This is a genomic window from Brevundimonas terrae (genome assembly GCF_011761985.1).
Taxonomy (GTDB): domain Bacteria; phylum Pseudomonadota; class Alphaproteobacteria; order Caulobacterales; family Caulobacteraceae; genus Brevundimonas; species Brevundimonas terrae.
Map to the genome: position 1 here is coordinate 1 of NZ_JAASQT010000007.1, position 14,870 is coordinate 14,870.

Genomic DNA, 14,870 nt, shown 5'->3' on the forward strand with positions numbered 1-14,870 from the left:
TCATAACCTGAAGGTCGTAGGTTCAAATCCTACTCCCGCACCCAAACACTCCCAAACAGCCCCGTCGCTCAACGCACGGGGCTTTTTGCTGTTCGCACCACAACCTCAAAACGCCCAAAACACCGAACAAAATCCTTCCGCCGAGAGTTTAGACTCTGCCACGAACGGGCAGGAGGGCGCCTGTGATGCTGGATGCGTCATGGCTGGCAAGGAATAGCATGATGGTGGCCAGTTGGGCGGGTTGGACCCATGTGGTGAAATCGGCGTCAGGCATGTCGGCGCGGTTGGTAGGGGTGTCGATGATCGAGGGCAGGACGGCGTTGACGCAAAGGCCTTGCGTCTTGGTTTCTTCGGCCAGAGCTTCGGTCAGTTTGTGGACACCGGCTTTTGAGGCGGCATAGGCACCGAGGCCGGCCCCTGCAGTCAGGGCGCCCAGCGCACCGACATTGACGATATGGCCGCGCTCTTGCGCCTGTAGATGGGGCAGGGCGGCGCGGCAGGCATTCAGCACAGTCACAAGGTTCATCCGGTGCATCCGGTCCCAGCTTTCCAGCGGGCCGTCGGTCATCTGCCAGACAAAGCCGCCCACGGCGTTCAGCAGATTGTCGATCCGACCGAAATGGTGCGCGACCTTGTCGATGGCGGCTTGGGCGGCATCGGGCGCGGTGAGATCAACACCGGAAAGGCCCAGAAAATGCTCGCTGTCGGGGCGCTGGATCGCGCCGAAGTCGATACCAGCCACGCGATCACCACGCGCCAGCGCAGCTTCGACCAGAGCCTGACCGAGGATACCGGAGGCTCCCGTAATAACGGTGACGATGTGTGGCATGACGATATTTCCTTGTTCGTTTCCAGCTTCGGAGCGGACGCGAATGTGGTCAAGTCGGGTCTGGTAGTAGATGACCCAGGGAAAGTGGCGCGTGCGTAAACAGTCCATTTCTATGCTGGGTCTTTCACGCACCCTTGTTGCCCGTTTTGTAGTTTTGGCTGTTAACTCATAGGGTTGGCGGGGTGAGGGGAAACCGATGGCGTTTTTACGGGTTCGGACGGATGCCGGTGTGGCGCAGGTCACTTTGGCGCGGCCCGAGAAACTGAATGCTTTGAATGCCGAGATGATGGTGGGGCTGGCCGATCTGTGGGGGCAATTGGCCCATGATCCGGCTGTGCGCGTGGTGCTTTTGACAGGCGAAGGCGAGCGGGCTTTTTCTTCGGGGGCGGATCTTGGTTCGCTGGCTCCGTTGGCGACGGGGGCAGCCTTGCCGCAAACGCCTGCCGAGCATCGCTGGGTTAACGAGCATCAGGCGATCGTTGATGCGGCCCTGTTGCGCGGCACCGGTTTTACCAAGCCGATCGTGGCGGCGGTGAATGGTTTGGCCGTGGCGGCGGGGTTTGAACTGATGTTGGGCAGCGATATCCGCATCGCGTCCGATCAGGCTTTTTTCCAGCTCACAGAGGTCAAAAGGGGCCTGATCCCCAGCGGCGGTTCGCTGGCCCGTTTGCCGCGACAGATCGGCTGGGCCAATGCCATGGAGATGATACTGGCCGCCGAGCGCATTGACGCGGCGCGGGCCTTGTCGATGGGGTTGGTGAACAGGGTCGTGTCCGCTGCAGATGTTTTACCGATGGCGCAGGAGATGGCGTTACGGATTGCCGAGGGCGCACCCTTGGCCCTGACCAAGGCCAAGGAGGCCGTCCTTGGTGGTAGCGGGCGCGATCTGGAGGCCGCCTTTGCGATCGAGCAGGCCTGTCAGGATGTGGTGATGGCCAGCGCCGATGCTCGCGAGGGTCCGCTGGCCTTTATGGAACGCCGAACGCCCCGATTTACCGGCAAATAGGACGCTGACGGAAGATTTTACGATAGTTTCGTCACACGAACAATTGTCAGAACAGGCCGAATATGTAGGGTAGGAAGACTGTTGTTCTGCGAGTGGCAGCCGTAAGTGGTGGGTCGAGTAATGCGTTGGGGGATGCTTTGATTTCGATCTGGGACGGTATCGAAGAATATATATCGGTCGTTGAAACGGGGAGTTTCACTGCCGCCGCCGATCAGTTGGGGGCATCCAAATCCTTTGTCAGCAAGCGCGTCAGCGAGCTTGAAACCCGCTTGGGGGTGCAGCTTCTGAAACGCACGACACGTCAGGTGTCGATGACGGCGATTGGCGAGCGATTCTATGCGGCGTGCCGCGATATGCGCCGTTCGCTGGCTGCGGCCAGCCATGAAGCGGCCCAGATGCAAAAGACCCCGACGGGCAAGTTGAAGGTGTCGCTGAACGATACCTATGACGTGACCTTTATCTCGGCGGTGATTGCCGATTTTGCCTGCCAGTATCCGGGTGTGGCCCTCGAAGTGCATGCCGGATCGCGCGATGTGGACCTGATCGGCGAGGATTTTGATGTCGCCATCCGTTATGGCGATTTGACGGATTCCAGCCTGCGGGCGGCACGGATCGGCTATCTGTCCTTCTGTCTGTGCGCGTCTCCGGCCTATCTGGCCGAGCATGGCGCGCCCAAGGGAATCGCCGATCTGAAAAACCATACCTGTGTGTCGGACCTGAACAGCCACTGGTGGTTTAACTCGACCGAAGGTGCTGAAAAGGTTCGGGTAAACGGGCGCTGGAAAAGCAATAAGGGCACGGCCCTGAAGGTCGCAGCCATGCGCGGACTGGGTATGGCGCAATTGCCGATTGCCTTTGTGCGCAGCGAGCTTGCGGCGGGCACTCTGGTGTCGGTGGACGACGAGTGGAGCTATTACGACCGCGAGGCCTGGGCCATTTTTGCCCCCGGCACGCCGGTTCCAGCCAACCTGCGTCTGCTGCTGGACTTCCTGTCCAAGCGTTTTACGCGGGCCCAGTTGCGCCCGTGGATGCAGACCTCGCTAACCGAGCTGGACGTGTTTCTGGCCGGAGACTCGCAGATAGAGTTCGTGGCGGAGGGCTAAAGCCTTCTGACAAGGCTTGGATGGATTGTTCCTGCGGGTGAACGCTCCATCCAAGCATGATGCCTTATCGCGCCTCCCGATCTTGATAACGTGTTGGCTCAGCCTTCTCCGGTTATCGAGGGAGGGCATCATAATTATTGAACTTTAGACGTCGGACCAACCGGCGCTTTTGGGAGGATTATCCATGGTTGAACGCTTCCCCATGCCGATTCCGTTCGGTTGGTTCTTTGTCTCCTATTCCAGCGAGCTGGCGGTCGGAGAGGTTAAGCCCGTCCACTATTTCGGCGAAGATCTGGTGATCTATCGCACCGAGAGCGGTGTGGCCGGACTGGCCGAGGCCTATTGCCCGCACCTTGGCGCGCATCTGGGACACGGCGGTACGGTTGACGGCGAGATGATCCGCTGCCCGTTCCACTCGTGGGCTTTTGATACGACGGGGGCGTGCAAGGACATTCCCTATGCCAAGATCATTCCGCCCGCAGCCCGCAAGCCTGGTTGCCTGAAAACCTATCCGATCACCGAAACCAATGGCGTGGTCTGGGCGTGGTATCACCCGCAAAATATCGCCCCGATGTTCGAGGTCGAGGTACTGGACGAGGTGACTTCGCCGGACTGGGCCGATCCGATCCGCTACGAGTGGGTCTTCGACAGCAATCCGCAGGAAATCGCCGAGAACGGCGTCGATCTGGCCCACTTCAAATATGTGCACAAGATGGACGCGGTGCCGGAGGGCGAGACCCACTATGACGGCCATGTCCGCCGCAGTCTGGCCGCAGGTCAGCGCACGATGGAACTGCCGGACGGCACGGTTCGTACCCTTGATACCGAGGTCAGAACCCTGCAGACGGGCGCAGGCCAAAAGTCCACCCGTTTCAAGGGTATGGCCGATCTTCTGCTGCAAGTGATCGCCACGCCGGTCGAGCATGACAAGGTCGAGCTGCGCTTTGAATTCCGTCACAAGAAGATGGCCGCCGACGCGCCGGAAATGGAAATGATCCGCCGTTCGATCGCGGGCATTATCGGCCAGTCGGGTGTCGAGGGCGATATTCCCATCTGGCACACCAAGATCCACCGCGTGCGTCCGCTATTGTGTGACGGCGATGGTCCGGTCATGCGCTTCCGCGAATATTTCGCGCAGTTCTATGACTTTGAAGGCGGTCCGGCAGCACGCGTCGCGGCCGAATAGACCTGAACCATCCTTATCCGACACCGACAGTAGGCAGCGTTCTGATGGGAATGGTGATGGGATCGGAAAGGCACCAGTTTGAACTGGTGCCTGCACCGGTCCAGCAATGCTCGATCCGGATCGACAAGGAGGATATCAAATTCTCCGCCGGACATTTTACCCTGTTTGCCGATGGCGCGCGCGAGAGACTGCACGGCCATAATTTCAAGGTTTCGGCAGTTATCGCAACGCGCATCACCAGTCACGGGATGGCGTTCGACTATAATATCATCAAGCGGGCTATGCGCAGTCTGTGCGAGGAACTGGACGAATATGTCCTGATCCCCGAACGGGCCGAGGCACTGGCTATCAGCCATGCCGGACGCAGTGTCGTCATTCGTTATGGCGAGGACGAGTTCCGTCTCCCCGCCGACGATGTAAAGCTTTTGCCGATCCGTAACACCACGGTCGAGGAACTGGCCATCTATCTGCTGGGCCGTCTGGTCGAGATGGAGGCATGGTCGGCCCGATGGGGTGTCAGCGAAATCGCGCTGGAGGTTTCCTCCGGTCCCGGTCAGTCGGCGCAGTGTCGCTGGAAGAGCATCGGCGCATGAGACGCGCGGCGGTTCTGACGGGGGGCAGTCGCGGCATAGGTCTGGCCACGGCGCGCCTGTTTGCGGCGGGGGGCTATGAGGTCATCAGCCTGTCGCGCTCGGTCCCTCCTGACACGGGGATCGGCCATATCGCGACCGACATCATCGATCTGGCCTCTGTCGAGGCGGCGGGGCGGGCTTTGGCCCAGCGGGCGACCGACTGGGACCAGATTGTGCTGGTGCATAATGCTGCCCTGCATCGCCACGATACTGTGGCCGATCTGGATGCGGCCGGATTTCTACAGGTGCTGACGGCCAATCTGGCGGCACCACAGGCTTTGAACCATGCATTGGTGCCGGTGATGGGGGCGGGATCGTCCATCCTCTATATCGGCTCGACACTGGCGGAAAAAGCGGTGGCGGGGGCGGCATCCTATGTCGCCAGCAAGCACGGCATGATCGGCCTGATGCGCGTCACCTGTCAGGATATGGCGGGACGCGGCATCCATACGGCCTGCATCTGTCCGGGCTTTACCGACACCGAAATGCTGCGCGCGCATGTGGGCGATGCCGTGGATGCAATCACGTCCATGGTGGCCGCAGGGCGCTTGGTCGAGCCGGATGAAATCGGGCGGCTGGTGATGGTCTGTGCCGAGAATCCGGCCCTGAACGGGGCGGTGCTACATGCCAATCTGGGCCAGATCGAACGATGATCTGAATGTTCGCCTCGGGAAACAAAGCCGCCGTCACTGCGCCCTTATCCCCGTGGCACCCCTGAATAATAGTTGGTCAGAAAATTATTTCTGTCTCTGAAACCGTCCTTGCGAAAGGTCATAGATGACTGTCCTTGATGATACCCAGGTGTCCGAGCTTCCGCCTGTCGAACAGGCTGTAGCCAAGACCGAAAAGCAGCCATCCGTGTTCTATGCATGGGCGGTCGTGATCCTGTTATTTGCCTGCTACACAATCTCGGCCATCGACGCCCGCGTGATGACCCTGATGGTGGCGGACATCCGGCAGGACATGAAGCTGGACGATTTCCAGATCAGCCTGCTGCAGGGATTTGCCACCGTGGTTCTGGTGGCGGTGGCGGCCGTGCCGATTGGCCGGATCGTCGATAATGGCCGAAACCGCAGCAAGCTCTTGGCGGGCGGTATCGTCCTGTGGTGTCTGGCCACAGCGGCCAGCGGCCTGTCGCGCACCTTCGGCCATCTGTTCTTGGCGCGTGTGGGTGTCGGCATTGGTGAATCCACGCTTGGACCAACGGCCTACTCGCTGATCAGCGACTATTTCGAGCCCAAGCGCCGTGCCTTTGCCATCAGCGTTTTCGCGCTGGGTTATCCTGTAGGGGGCGGACTGGCGCTGGTGATCGGTGCCTATGTGTTGAAGGCGGCCAAGGAATACGGGCCCGCCATCCTGCCGGTGATTGGTCTGGTCCAGCCGTGGCAGATGACCTTCTTTATTGTCGGTCTGCCGGGTCTGATCCTGGCCCTGTTCGTAGCCATGATCCGCGAGCCTAAGCGCCATGCCGCCCCGACAGCGGTGATCGGCGTAGAGCGTCTGACCCTGCGCCAGACTGTGGCGTTTCTGGTCCAGCGCTGGAAAGTCTATTCGGCCCTGATTGGTTCAGTATCGCTGCTGGGTATGCTGGCGATCGGTACGGCCATCTGGTACCCGACCTTCCTGATCCGCACCTATGGCATGACGGCGACCGAGGCAGGCTATTCCTTCGGTATTCTGATGATTGTCTGCGGCGGTCTGGGCAATCTGACCGGCGGCTGGTTCTCGGGCTTCTTCATGCGCCGCGGCCATCCGGGGGCCAATCTGCACATTATGACGTGGGTGACGCTGATCAAGGTCGCGCCTCTGGTGATCGGCCCCCTGATGCCGACGGCCACCGGTGCACTGGTCCTGATGGGTATCGCGACCTTTATCGGCCAAGGCACCAATAGTGTGGCGCTGGCTTCGCTTCAGGACATCACGCCCAGCCGCCTGCGCGGCCAGATGACGGCTCTGATGCTGATGTGCGTGACCACCTTGGGCATGGCACTGGGGTCGAGCGTCATTGCGGCTGTAACGCAGTTCATCTTCCATGATGATGGCGCACTACGGTACTCGCTGGCGATCCTGCCGGCCATTGTCGGCCCGCTGGTGGCGCTGATGTTCGTGCTGGCCCGCAAGCCCTATCGCAATGCGATGATCGAAATGGGCGAGTGGAACGAGAAGAAGTAACCATGACGATCCGGACCTTGCCTCAGGCGGTGATCTCCGCTGCCCTCAATCACGCGGACACGCCTGCGATCGTATGCGGCGATACGCTGACCTTTGCCCAGCTTGAACAACGGGTTGTGCAAGGTGCCGCCGCCATGATCGAGGCGGGGCTGGCATCCGGCGACCGCGTGGCTATCTGGGCCCCCAACAGTGCCGAATGGATTGTTTCGTGCCTGTCGGTCCAGTCGGCGGGTGGGGTGGTCGTGACGATGAATACCCGTCTCAAGGGCCTCGAGGCGCAGTATATTCTTAACAAGACCCGCGCCCGTTTCCTTTTGACGGTCGGCGATTTTCTGGATCAGGATTACCGCACGCTTCTGGCAGGGTTGGACCTGCCGCATCTGGAACGCACCGTCACACTGGACGGTGAATGGGACGACTTTGTTGCGGGCGGTGAGGATCTGGATCGTGCCCGTAAGGTTATGGCGGCGGTGTCCGGCGATGCTGCGTCCGACATCCTGTTCACCTCCGGCACGACCGGCCACCCCAAGGGCGTGGTCAGCCGCCATGCCCAGAGCGTGCAGGCCTTTGCCGCGTGGGCCGATTGTGCGGGGCTTCAGGCAGGTGACCGCTATCTGATCGTCAATCCGTTCTTCCACACCTTTGGCTATAAGGCAGGCTGGCTGGCCTGTTTGCTGAAGGGCGCGACGGCCTATCCTGTGGCGACATTCGATCCGGCACAGGTGGTTGATCTGATAGCGTCGGAGGCCATCACCATCCTGCCCGGACCGCCGACCATCTTCCAGCAACTGCTGGCCACCACAGCCGAGAGCGGCACCAAGCTGTCCTCGCTGCGTGTGGCTGTGACGGGGGCGGCCTCGGTCGCGCCATCGCTTGTCATGCGGATGCAGGACGAACTGGGCATCCGAAACGTCCTGACCGCCTATGGCCTGACCGAAAGTTCGGGCATGGTCACCATGACCCAGATGGACGATGGCGTTGAACGTATCGCCAATACCTGCGGCAAGCCGATCCCCGGCGTCGAGGTCAAATGCGTTGATCGGCTGGGGGCCACGGTGCCGACGGGGCGTCAGGGCGAAATCTGGGTGCGCGGCTTTAACGTCATGGCCGGCTATTTCGAGGACGATGCTGCCACCAACGAAGCCGTCGATGCCGAGGGCTGGCTGCACACGGGCGATATCGGCTGTTTCGACGAAGACGGCTATCTGCGCGTGACCGACCGGATGAAGGACATGTTCATCACCGGCGGTTTCAATTGCTATCCGGCCGAGATCGAACGTATCCTGATGGCCCATCCGGCCATTGCACAGGTGGCGGTTGTCGGTATCCCCGACGAGCGTATGGGCGAGATCGGCAAGGCCTTTGTGGTTCTTCGGGCGGGGGCTTCGGCCAATGCCGAGGAAATCCGCCAGTGGAGCCGTGCGAACATGGCCAATTATAAGGTCCCGCGCGCGATCGAGATTTTGGACGCTCTGCCGCTAAACCCTGCGGGCAAGGTGCAAAAATTCCTGCTGACCTCCGCACACGAAGACATGCGTAATGCCGGTTGAGGGTGTCCATATCGACCTGAGCGGGCAGGTGGCACTGGTCACCGGCGGGGCCAAGGGCATTGGCCGCTCTATTGCCGAAACGCTGCTGGAAGCGGGCTGTCAGGTCGTGGTCTGTGGTCGCAATGCACCCGAAAGCCTGCCGTCCGGTGGAGGCTGTGAGGCCGTCTTCATGGCCTGTGATGTGCGGGCACCCGATCAGGTTGTGGCCATGGTGGACGCGATCGCCGCCCGTTTTGGTCGTCTGGATATTGTCGTCAATAATGCGGGCGGATCGCCACTGGCCGATGCGTCCACGGCTTCGCCGCGCTTTAGCGATGCCATTGTGGCGCTGAACCTGATGGCCCCGCTGCATGTGTCGCAGGCGGCCCATAAATATATGCAGGCACAGCCGAATGGTGGCTCCATCGTCAATATTTGCAGTGTTTCGGGCATCCGTCCGTCGCCTGGCACGGCCATCTATGGCGCGGCCAAGGCCGGGTTGCTGAACCTAACCCAGTCGCTGGCGATGGAGTGGGGCCCAAAAATCCGCGTCAACGCTATCATTGTGGGCCTGATCGAGACCGAGGGTTCGGCCGATCATTATCGTTCGGGCCACGAAGCCATCGCCAATGCCTTGCCGCTCAAGCGCATGGGGCAGGGGCGCGATATCGCTAACACAGTTCTCTACCTCTCCTCGCCACTGGCTTCCTATGTCAGCGGCGCGCGCCTGTCGGTTGACGGCGGCGGCGAGCGTCCGTCCTTCCTCGATCTGGTTTGATCTTTCCCCGATGCAAACCACTAGGGCCTCTCCAGAACGGAGAGGCCCTTTTTTTAGGCTCGGGGAAGGTTAGTTAGGCGTGCTGAGCCCCAAGATACTTAGGATTTTGCGGTGCTCAGGCGTGCTGAGCACCGCGGGCCTCTCGCGGAAGGCCCAGCGCCCGCTCAGCAATGATATTGCGCTGGATCTGGTTGGTGCCCGCATAGATGGTTTCCGAGCGCGACATCAGATGCATATGCGTCAGGGCTCCGAAATCGGCCTCGCCCGTGCCGACCTGTCCTGACAAGCCCTGCACATCCATCGCCAACTCGCCCAGCGCACGGTGCCACAGGGCCCAGTACAGCTTGTAGGTATAGGCACCGGCGGGTGTTTTCTCGGGATCATCATTGGCCAGCATACGAAGCGCACTGGCCCGCATGACGGTTAAGCCCACATGGGCCTTGGCCAGTCGCTGGCGGATCATCGGCGACTGGACCGCGCCATTGGCCTTGGCCACCGCCACCAGTTCTTCCAGCTCGTTTCGGAACTGCATCTGTTGGCCCAGTGTCGATACCCCACGCTCGAAGGCGAGGGTGGACATGGCGACCTTCCAGCCTTCACCCGGCTGGCCGACAATATTCTCGGCGGCGGTTTCCGCATTGTCGAAGAAGACCTCGTTGAACTCGGCCTCGCCGGTCATCTGGCGGATCGGGCGCACGGTGACGCCCTTCTGGTTCATGGGCACCAAAAGATAGGCCAGACCGCTGGCACCGCGCGTGCCTGAATCGGCGCGACAGATGACAAATACCCAGTCGGAAAACTGGGCCATCGAGGTCCAGACCTTCTGGCCGTTGATGATCCAGCGCCTGTCCTTCAGCCATGCGGTGGTGCGGACATTGGACAGGTCGGAACCGGCATTCGGCTCGGAATAGCCCTGACACCAGATGTCCTGACCCGATGCGATACCGGGCAGGAACTGTTTCTTCTGTTTTTCGGTGCCGTGCAGCAGGATGGTCGGGCCAGCCAGCTCGATGCCGATGTGGCCGATGCGCGAGGGAGCCTTGGCGCGGGCATATTCCTCGGCAAAGATCACCTGTTCCTCGATACTGGCCCCACGGCCGCCCCATTGCTCGGGCCAGCCGATACAGCCCCAGCGGGCCTTGCCCAGCGCCGCTTCCCATTCACGGCGCTCGGGGATGAGATCGACGTGGTTGTTCAGGCCGCGCAGATGGGCAAACGGGCCGGACAGTTGTTCGTCCAGCCATTGGGCGACTTCCTGCCGGAAGCCTGCCAGTTCGGGCGCGAAATCGCGGCTCATAACTGCCTCCTAGATGGCTTCGGCAATGGTCAGCGACAGGCCGTCCAGCGCATCGCTCATATGGATCTGGCAGGCCAGACGCGAGGACGGGCGCACCTCGACCACATCACCGATGGCCTCGATCATTTCGCTTTCGTCGTCCGCTGCGGCGTCCAGTTTGGACAGCCATTGCGCATCGACATAGACGTGACAGCTACCGCACGAACAGGCCCCGCCACAGGTGCCCTCGACGGTGGTGCCACCATCGCGCAGGGCTTCCATCAGGCGGGCCCCCGCTGCGACGTCCAGCGTCAGGGTCTGGCCGTCTTGCTGGGTTACAAAAATCTGGGGCATCAAGCGACCTCGAACAGCCCGGCGGCACCCATGCCACCGGCAACACACATGGAAACGATGACATACTTCACGCCGCGACGCTTGCCCTCGATGAGGGCGTGGCCGACGAGGCGCGAGCCGGTCATGCCGAACGGGTGGCCGATGGCGATGCCGCCGCCATTGACGTTGAGGATGGCGGGATCAATGTCGAGGTGGCGCTGGCAATAGAGCGCCTGCGAGGCAAAGGCCTCGTTGATCTCGAACAGGCCGATATCGCTCATCTTCAGGCCCGCACGCTTCAGCAGTTTGGGGATGGCGAAGACGGGGCCGATGCCCATCTCCTCGGCCTTGCAGGCGGCGACCTGGAAGCCGCGATAGATACCCAGAACCGGCAGGTTCTCGGACTGGGCCGTCTTCAGGTCCATGATGACCTGAGCAGACGCGCCATCAGACAACTGGCTGGCATTACCGGCGGTGACGTGACGGCCTTCCTTGATGACCAGACCGTCTTTGAACACGGGCTTCAGACCGGCCAGTGCCTCATAGGTGGTGCCGGCACGGATGCCTTCGTCGGATGACAGGGTGACTTCTTCCTCGCCGATCTCTTCGCCGGTCTTGGCGAACAGGGTCTTGGAGGTGGTCAGCGGGACGATCTCGTCATTGAACAGACCGGCGGCCTGAGCTGCGGCAGCCCGCTGCTGGCTCTGGGCGGCGAAGTGGTCCTGGTCTTCGCGGCTGACGCCATAACGGTCGGCGACCAGTTCGGCGGTTTCGATCATAGCCATATAGGCGTGCGGATCATGCTCCAGCACCCGTTGGGAACGGTTGCGATAGGTCGGCATGTGCTTGTTCAGCGTCAGCGAGATGCTTTCCATCCCGCCTGCGACCGCCGCGTCGATCTCGTCGGTCATGATGCCGCGTGCCGCCAGCGCAATGACGTTCAGGCCCGACGAGCATTTGCGGTCCAGCGTAAAGCCCGCAACGGTTTCATCCGGCAGCTTGGACGCATGCACGCTGAGACGGCCGAGGTTGTAGCTCTGGGTACCCCAGTGGTTGCCGACGCCGAGGTAAACATCGTCGATACGGGCCGGATCAACGCCAGAGCGTTCCAGCGCGGCATCGATGACATGGGCCGACAGGACAGGGGCTTCGGTATTGTTCAAGGCTCCGCGATAGGCCTTGCCGACGCCGGTGCGGGCTGTGGAGATAATGGCAGCTTCGCGCATTATTTTGGCTCCTGAATGAACTGTAGATTGGTGGGGCCCCAATAGGCGTGCATGGCAGTAATCAGGCCATCAGGGGCGAATTCGAAGGTGTCGATGGCATCGATCGTGGCGGGCTTGCCGTCACGCTTCATGTCGATGCGAAAGGCAAAGGCGGCGACGTTTCCGGCAATACGTACCGGCCCGTTCAGGGTCAGGCGTATGTCCTTGTCCATCGCCCGCGCATAGAAGGCGTGGATCGCCTCGCGCCCTGTGATAGGTGGGCTATTGGCCGGATCGCGCACGGTGGCGTCGTCGGCATAGAGGACGGCGATAGAGGCCGCATCGGCGCGGGCAAAGCCGTCTATATAGGCCTGAACCACAGAGGTCATGTGAACCGGATCACTCATGCATCCTGCTCCGGCAGATAACGGCTGATGGTGGAGGCGATGCAGGCAGGCTTGTCGTGGCCTTCGATCTCGACGGTCACATCGACCGTCACCTGAACGCCGGTGCCTTTCTGTTCGATCTTGCTGATCACGCCGGCACCGCGAATGCGCGAGCCGACCTTGACGGGGGCCAGAAACCGCACCTTGTCCAGACCGATGTTCAGGCCCGATGACACACCGTTGACGGTGATCAGATCGGGCATGAAGGCATTGACCAGAGCCAAGGTCAGATAGCCGTGGGCGATGGTGCCGCCGAACGGGCCGTCCTTGGCGCGGGCAGGATCGACGTGGATCCACTGCATATCGCCCGTCGTCTCGCCAAAGCGGGTGACACGGTCCTGCTCGACCGACAGCCAGTCGGTGTGGCCTAGATCGCGACCCTCGGCACCCAGCAGGGCTTCGGGCGTATCAAAGACAACGCCCATCTTACGCCCTCTGGCTGGAGGCCGAGATGACCTCGCCGGTCAGATAGGATGACAGGTCGCTGGCGAGGAACACCATGATGTTGGCGATTTCCCAAACTTCTGCCGGACGGCCAAAGGCTTCGCGCTTGGACAGTTCGGCCAGCATCTCGTCAGTCGTGACCTTGGCAAGGAACGGGTGCATGGCCAAGGACGGCGACACCGCATTGATGCGCACGCCGTGATCGGCGGCTTCAACGGCCGAGCAGCGGGTGAAGGCCATCACACCCGCCTTGGCGGCGGCATAGTGGGCCTGACCCTTTTGCGCGCGCCAGCCCAGTACCGAGGCATTGTTCACAATGACGCCGGACTTGGCGGCATACATCACCGGCAGGAAGGCGCGGCTCATGCGGAAGACAGAGGTGAGGGTCACGTCTAGAACGCGGTCCCACTGCTCGTCGGTCATGTCCACGACATCGACCTCGCCGCCCAGCCCGGCATTGTTGATCAGGATGTCGATACGGCCCAGCAGCTTGAGGGACTCATCGCGCAGACGATCCACATCGGCTTGGTTGGTGACATCACACACAACCGTATGCGGACGCACACCAACCGCCGCCTCGATAGCGTCAGCAGCTTCGCCCAGACGACGCTCGTGAAAGTCACTGATGACCAGCGTCGCGCCTTCTTCGGCCGCACGCTTGGCCGCCGAGAAGCCGATGCCGGTGCCGGCAGCCGCCGTAATCACCGCCGTCTTGCCTTTCAGCAAACCACGGGCCGCAGGGTATGCGGGGGGTGTGTTTACAAAACTCATGCTTGGGTGTCCGCAATATCGGTGAGGCCCATTTCGCGCGCGACCACATCATAGTGGTGCGAGGGCGTTCCCAGTACGGTGGCGCTGGTGCGGGCGCGTTTGAAATAGAGGTGGGCGTCGTGTTCCCACGTAAAGCCGATGCCGCCGTGAATCTGGATGGTGTCGGCGGCGCATTGCATGAAGGCTTCGGAGCAACTGGCACCGGCAATGGCGGCGACCTCTTCCATGGCGTCCGGCACATCCAGCAGTCGTACGGCGTAGGAGAGGGCGGAACGGGCGGATTCCACGGCCATCATCATATCGGCCAGCTTGTGCTTGATGGCCTGGAACGAGCCGATGACGCGCCCGAACTGCACGCGCTGTTTGGCGTATTCGGTGCTCATTTCCAACACCCGTTCGGCCCCGCCCAACTGCTCGGCGGCCAGCATGACGGTGCCGACGGCCAGCATGCGGCGGATAGCCGGTTCGGCCTTGCCGACAGGTCCGACAATGGCGGCATCGTCGATGATTACATTGTCAAAACGAATGCGGCTGAAGGGGCGGGTGGGGTCGAGGCTGGTGACGCGCTCGACGGCGATCCCTGCCGTGTTGGCGTCCAGAGCCACGAGGCTGAGGCCATCCCAGCCGGATGTATCTTCGCTGCGGGCGACCACGACCAGAAGATTGGCGGCGTGGCCCATCAGCACATAGTCGGCCTGTCCGTTCAGCGCCCAACCCGTGCCCTCGCGGCGGATGGTGCAGGGGGCGTCGGCGGGCAGGGGCGCACCGGATTTTCCGGTCAGGCAGACGGCGGCGCGGATATCGCCCTCGACGAGACGCGGCAGGAAGCGCGACTGGATGGCCTCGCAACCGGCCCCCATCAGGGCCGGTAGGGCCAGACCCAGTGTCGAGAACAGCGGGGCCGCCGTCAGCGTGCGACCTGTTTCTTCATGCAGCAAAGCCAGTTCGATCAGGCCAAGATCACTGCCGCCAAAACGCTCGGGGGCGGCCACACCCAGCCAGCCCATTTCGACGGCCATGGCCTGCCATTGTTCGCGGTCCCAGCCGTCTTCGGATTCCATCGCGGTCCGCAGACGTGCCGAGGTGCCGTGTTCATTCAGGAAATCACGGGCGCTTTCGGCAATGGCCAGTTGTTCATCGCTGAGGGTGATGTTCATGCG

At 61.6% G+C, this 14,870-nt stretch carries 16 protein-coding genes; 8 read left to right on the forward strand and 8 right to left on the reverse strand.

What is annotated here, in order from left to right; translation table 11 throughout:
- Positions 1 to 148 precede the first annotated feature (148 nt).
- Positions 149 to 829, reverse strand: coding sequence for an SDR family NAD(P)-dependent oxidoreductase (locus FHS64_RS12705; RefSeq protein ID WP_167178901.1), 681 nt, complete (start codon positions 827 to 829; stop codon positions 149 to 151).
- A 196-nt stretch (positions 830 to 1,025) separates the two neighbouring features.
- On the opposite strand from FHS64_RS12705, the gene FHS64_RS12710 reads away from it, so the two are divergent.
- The 8 genes from FHS64_RS12710 to FHS64_RS12745 all read left to right on the forward strand — a co-directional run bounded on the left by FHS64_RS12710 (position 1,026) and on the right by FHS64_RS12745 (position 9,235).
- A complete protein-coding gene (locus tag FHS64_RS12710; RefSeq protein ID WP_167178903.1) occupies positions 1,026 to 1,835 on the forward strand; it encodes an enoyl-CoA hydratase/isomerase family protein in 810 nt (269 codons plus the stop codon).
- Between the two features lie 137 nt (positions 1,836 to 1,972).
- The gene (locus tag FHS64_RS12715) at positions 1,973 to 2,938 is read left to right on the forward strand and encodes a LysR family transcriptional regulator (protein WP_208380993.1); all 966 of its coding nucleotides are present in this window, start codon (positions 1,973 to 1,975) and stop codon (positions 2,936 to 2,938) included.
- A 184-nt stretch (positions 2,939 to 3,122) separates the two neighbouring features.
- The gene (locus tag FHS64_RS12720) at positions 3,123 to 4,124 is read left to right on the forward strand and encodes a Rieske 2Fe-2S domain-containing protein (RefSeq protein WP_208380995.1); all 1,002 of its coding nucleotides are present in this window, start codon (positions 3,123 to 3,125) and stop codon (positions 4,122 to 4,124) included.
- 44 nt (positions 4,125 to 4,168) lie between these two features.
- Positions 4,169 to 4,717, forward strand: a complete 549-nt coding sequence (locus FHS64_RS12725; protein WP_167178905.1) for a 6-pyruvoyl trahydropterin synthase family protein — start codon at positions 4,169 to 4,171, stop codon at positions 4,715 to 4,717.
- Positions 4,714 to 5,409 carry an SDR family NAD(P)-dependent oxidoreductase gene (locus FHS64_RS12730; RefSeq protein ID WP_167178907.1) on the forward strand — a complete coding sequence of 232 codons (696 nt, stop codon included), beginning with the start codon at positions 4,714 to 4,716 and terminating at the stop codon, positions 5,407 to 5,409. Before FHS64_RS12725 ends, FHS64_RS12730 begins: the two co-directional genes overlap by 4 nt.
- A 124-nt stretch (positions 5,410 to 5,533) precedes the next feature.
- Complete coding sequence (locus FHS64_RS12735; RefSeq protein ID WP_167178909.1) at positions 5,534 to 6,928, forward strand: MFS transporter; 1,395 nt, start codon at positions 5,534 to 5,536, stop codon at positions 6,926 to 6,928.
- Positions 6,929 to 6,930: 2 nt separating this feature from the next.
- The gene (locus FHS64_RS12740; protein WP_167178911.1) at positions 6,931 to 8,478 is read left to right on the forward strand and encodes a FadD3 family acyl-CoA ligase; all 1,548 of its coding nucleotides are present in this window, start codon (positions 6,931 to 6,933) and stop codon (positions 8,476 to 8,478) included.
- The gene (locus tag FHS64_RS12745; RefSeq protein ID WP_167178913.1) at positions 8,468 to 9,235 is read left to right on the forward strand and encodes an SDR family oxidoreductase; all 768 of its coding nucleotides are present in this window, start codon (positions 8,468 to 8,470) and stop codon (positions 9,233 to 9,235) included. The genes FHS64_RS12740 and FHS64_RS12745 overlap by 11 nt, the downstream gene beginning before the upstream one ends.
- 115 nt (positions 9,236 to 9,350) lie before the next feature.
- Here FHS64_RS12745 and FHS64_RS12750 read toward each other — a convergent pair whose 3' ends face one another.
- Genes FHS64_RS12750 through FHS64_RS12780 form a run of 7 tightly spaced genes read right to left on the reverse strand, consistent with a single transcriptional unit; the run spans position 9,351 to position 14,867 of the window.
- The gene (locus tag FHS64_RS12750; protein WP_167178915.1) at positions 9,351 to 10,532 is read right to left on the reverse strand and encodes an acyl-CoA dehydrogenase family protein; all 1,182 of its coding nucleotides are present in this window, start codon (positions 10,530 to 10,532) and stop codon (positions 9,351 to 9,353) included.
- A 9-nt stretch (positions 10,533 to 10,541) separates the two neighbouring features.
- Positions 10,542 to 10,865, reverse strand: coding sequence for a 2Fe-2S iron-sulfur cluster-binding protein (locus tag FHS64_RS12755; protein WP_167178917.1), 324 nt, complete (start codon positions 10,863 to 10,865; stop codon positions 10,542 to 10,544).
- Positions 10,865 to 12,070 carry an acetyl-CoA C-acyltransferase gene (locus FHS64_RS12760; protein WP_167178919.1) on the reverse strand — a complete coding sequence of 402 codons (1,206 nt, stop codon included), beginning with the start codon at positions 12,068 to 12,070 and terminating at the stop codon, positions 10,865 to 10,867. Before FHS64_RS12760 ends, FHS64_RS12755 begins: the two co-directional genes overlap by 1 nt.
- Positions 12,070 to 12,456, reverse strand: a complete 387-nt coding sequence (locus tag FHS64_RS12765) for a nuclear transport factor 2 family protein (RefSeq protein ID WP_167178922.1) — start codon at positions 12,454 to 12,456, stop codon at positions 12,070 to 12,072. Before FHS64_RS12765 ends, FHS64_RS12760 begins: the two co-directional genes overlap by 1 nt.
- Positions 12,453 to 12,920 (reverse strand): MaoC family dehydratase, encoded by a 468-nt coding sequence (locus FHS64_RS12770; RefSeq protein WP_167178923.1) that lies wholly within the window; start codon positions 12,918 to 12,920, stop codon positions 12,453 to 12,455. Before FHS64_RS12770 ends, FHS64_RS12765 begins: the two co-directional genes overlap by 4 nt.
- 1 nt (position 12,921) lies before the next feature.
- Complete coding sequence (locus tag FHS64_RS12775) at positions 12,922 to 13,710, reverse strand: SDR family oxidoreductase (RefSeq protein ID WP_167178925.1); 789 nt, start codon at positions 13,708 to 13,710, stop codon at positions 12,922 to 12,924.
- Complete coding sequence (locus FHS64_RS12780) at positions 13,707 to 14,867, reverse strand: acyl-CoA dehydrogenase family protein (protein WP_167178927.1); 1,161 nt, start codon at positions 14,865 to 14,867, stop codon at positions 13,707 to 13,709. Before FHS64_RS12780 ends, FHS64_RS12775 begins: the two co-directional genes overlap by 4 nt.
- Positions 14,868 to 14,870: the final 3 nt, after the last annotated feature.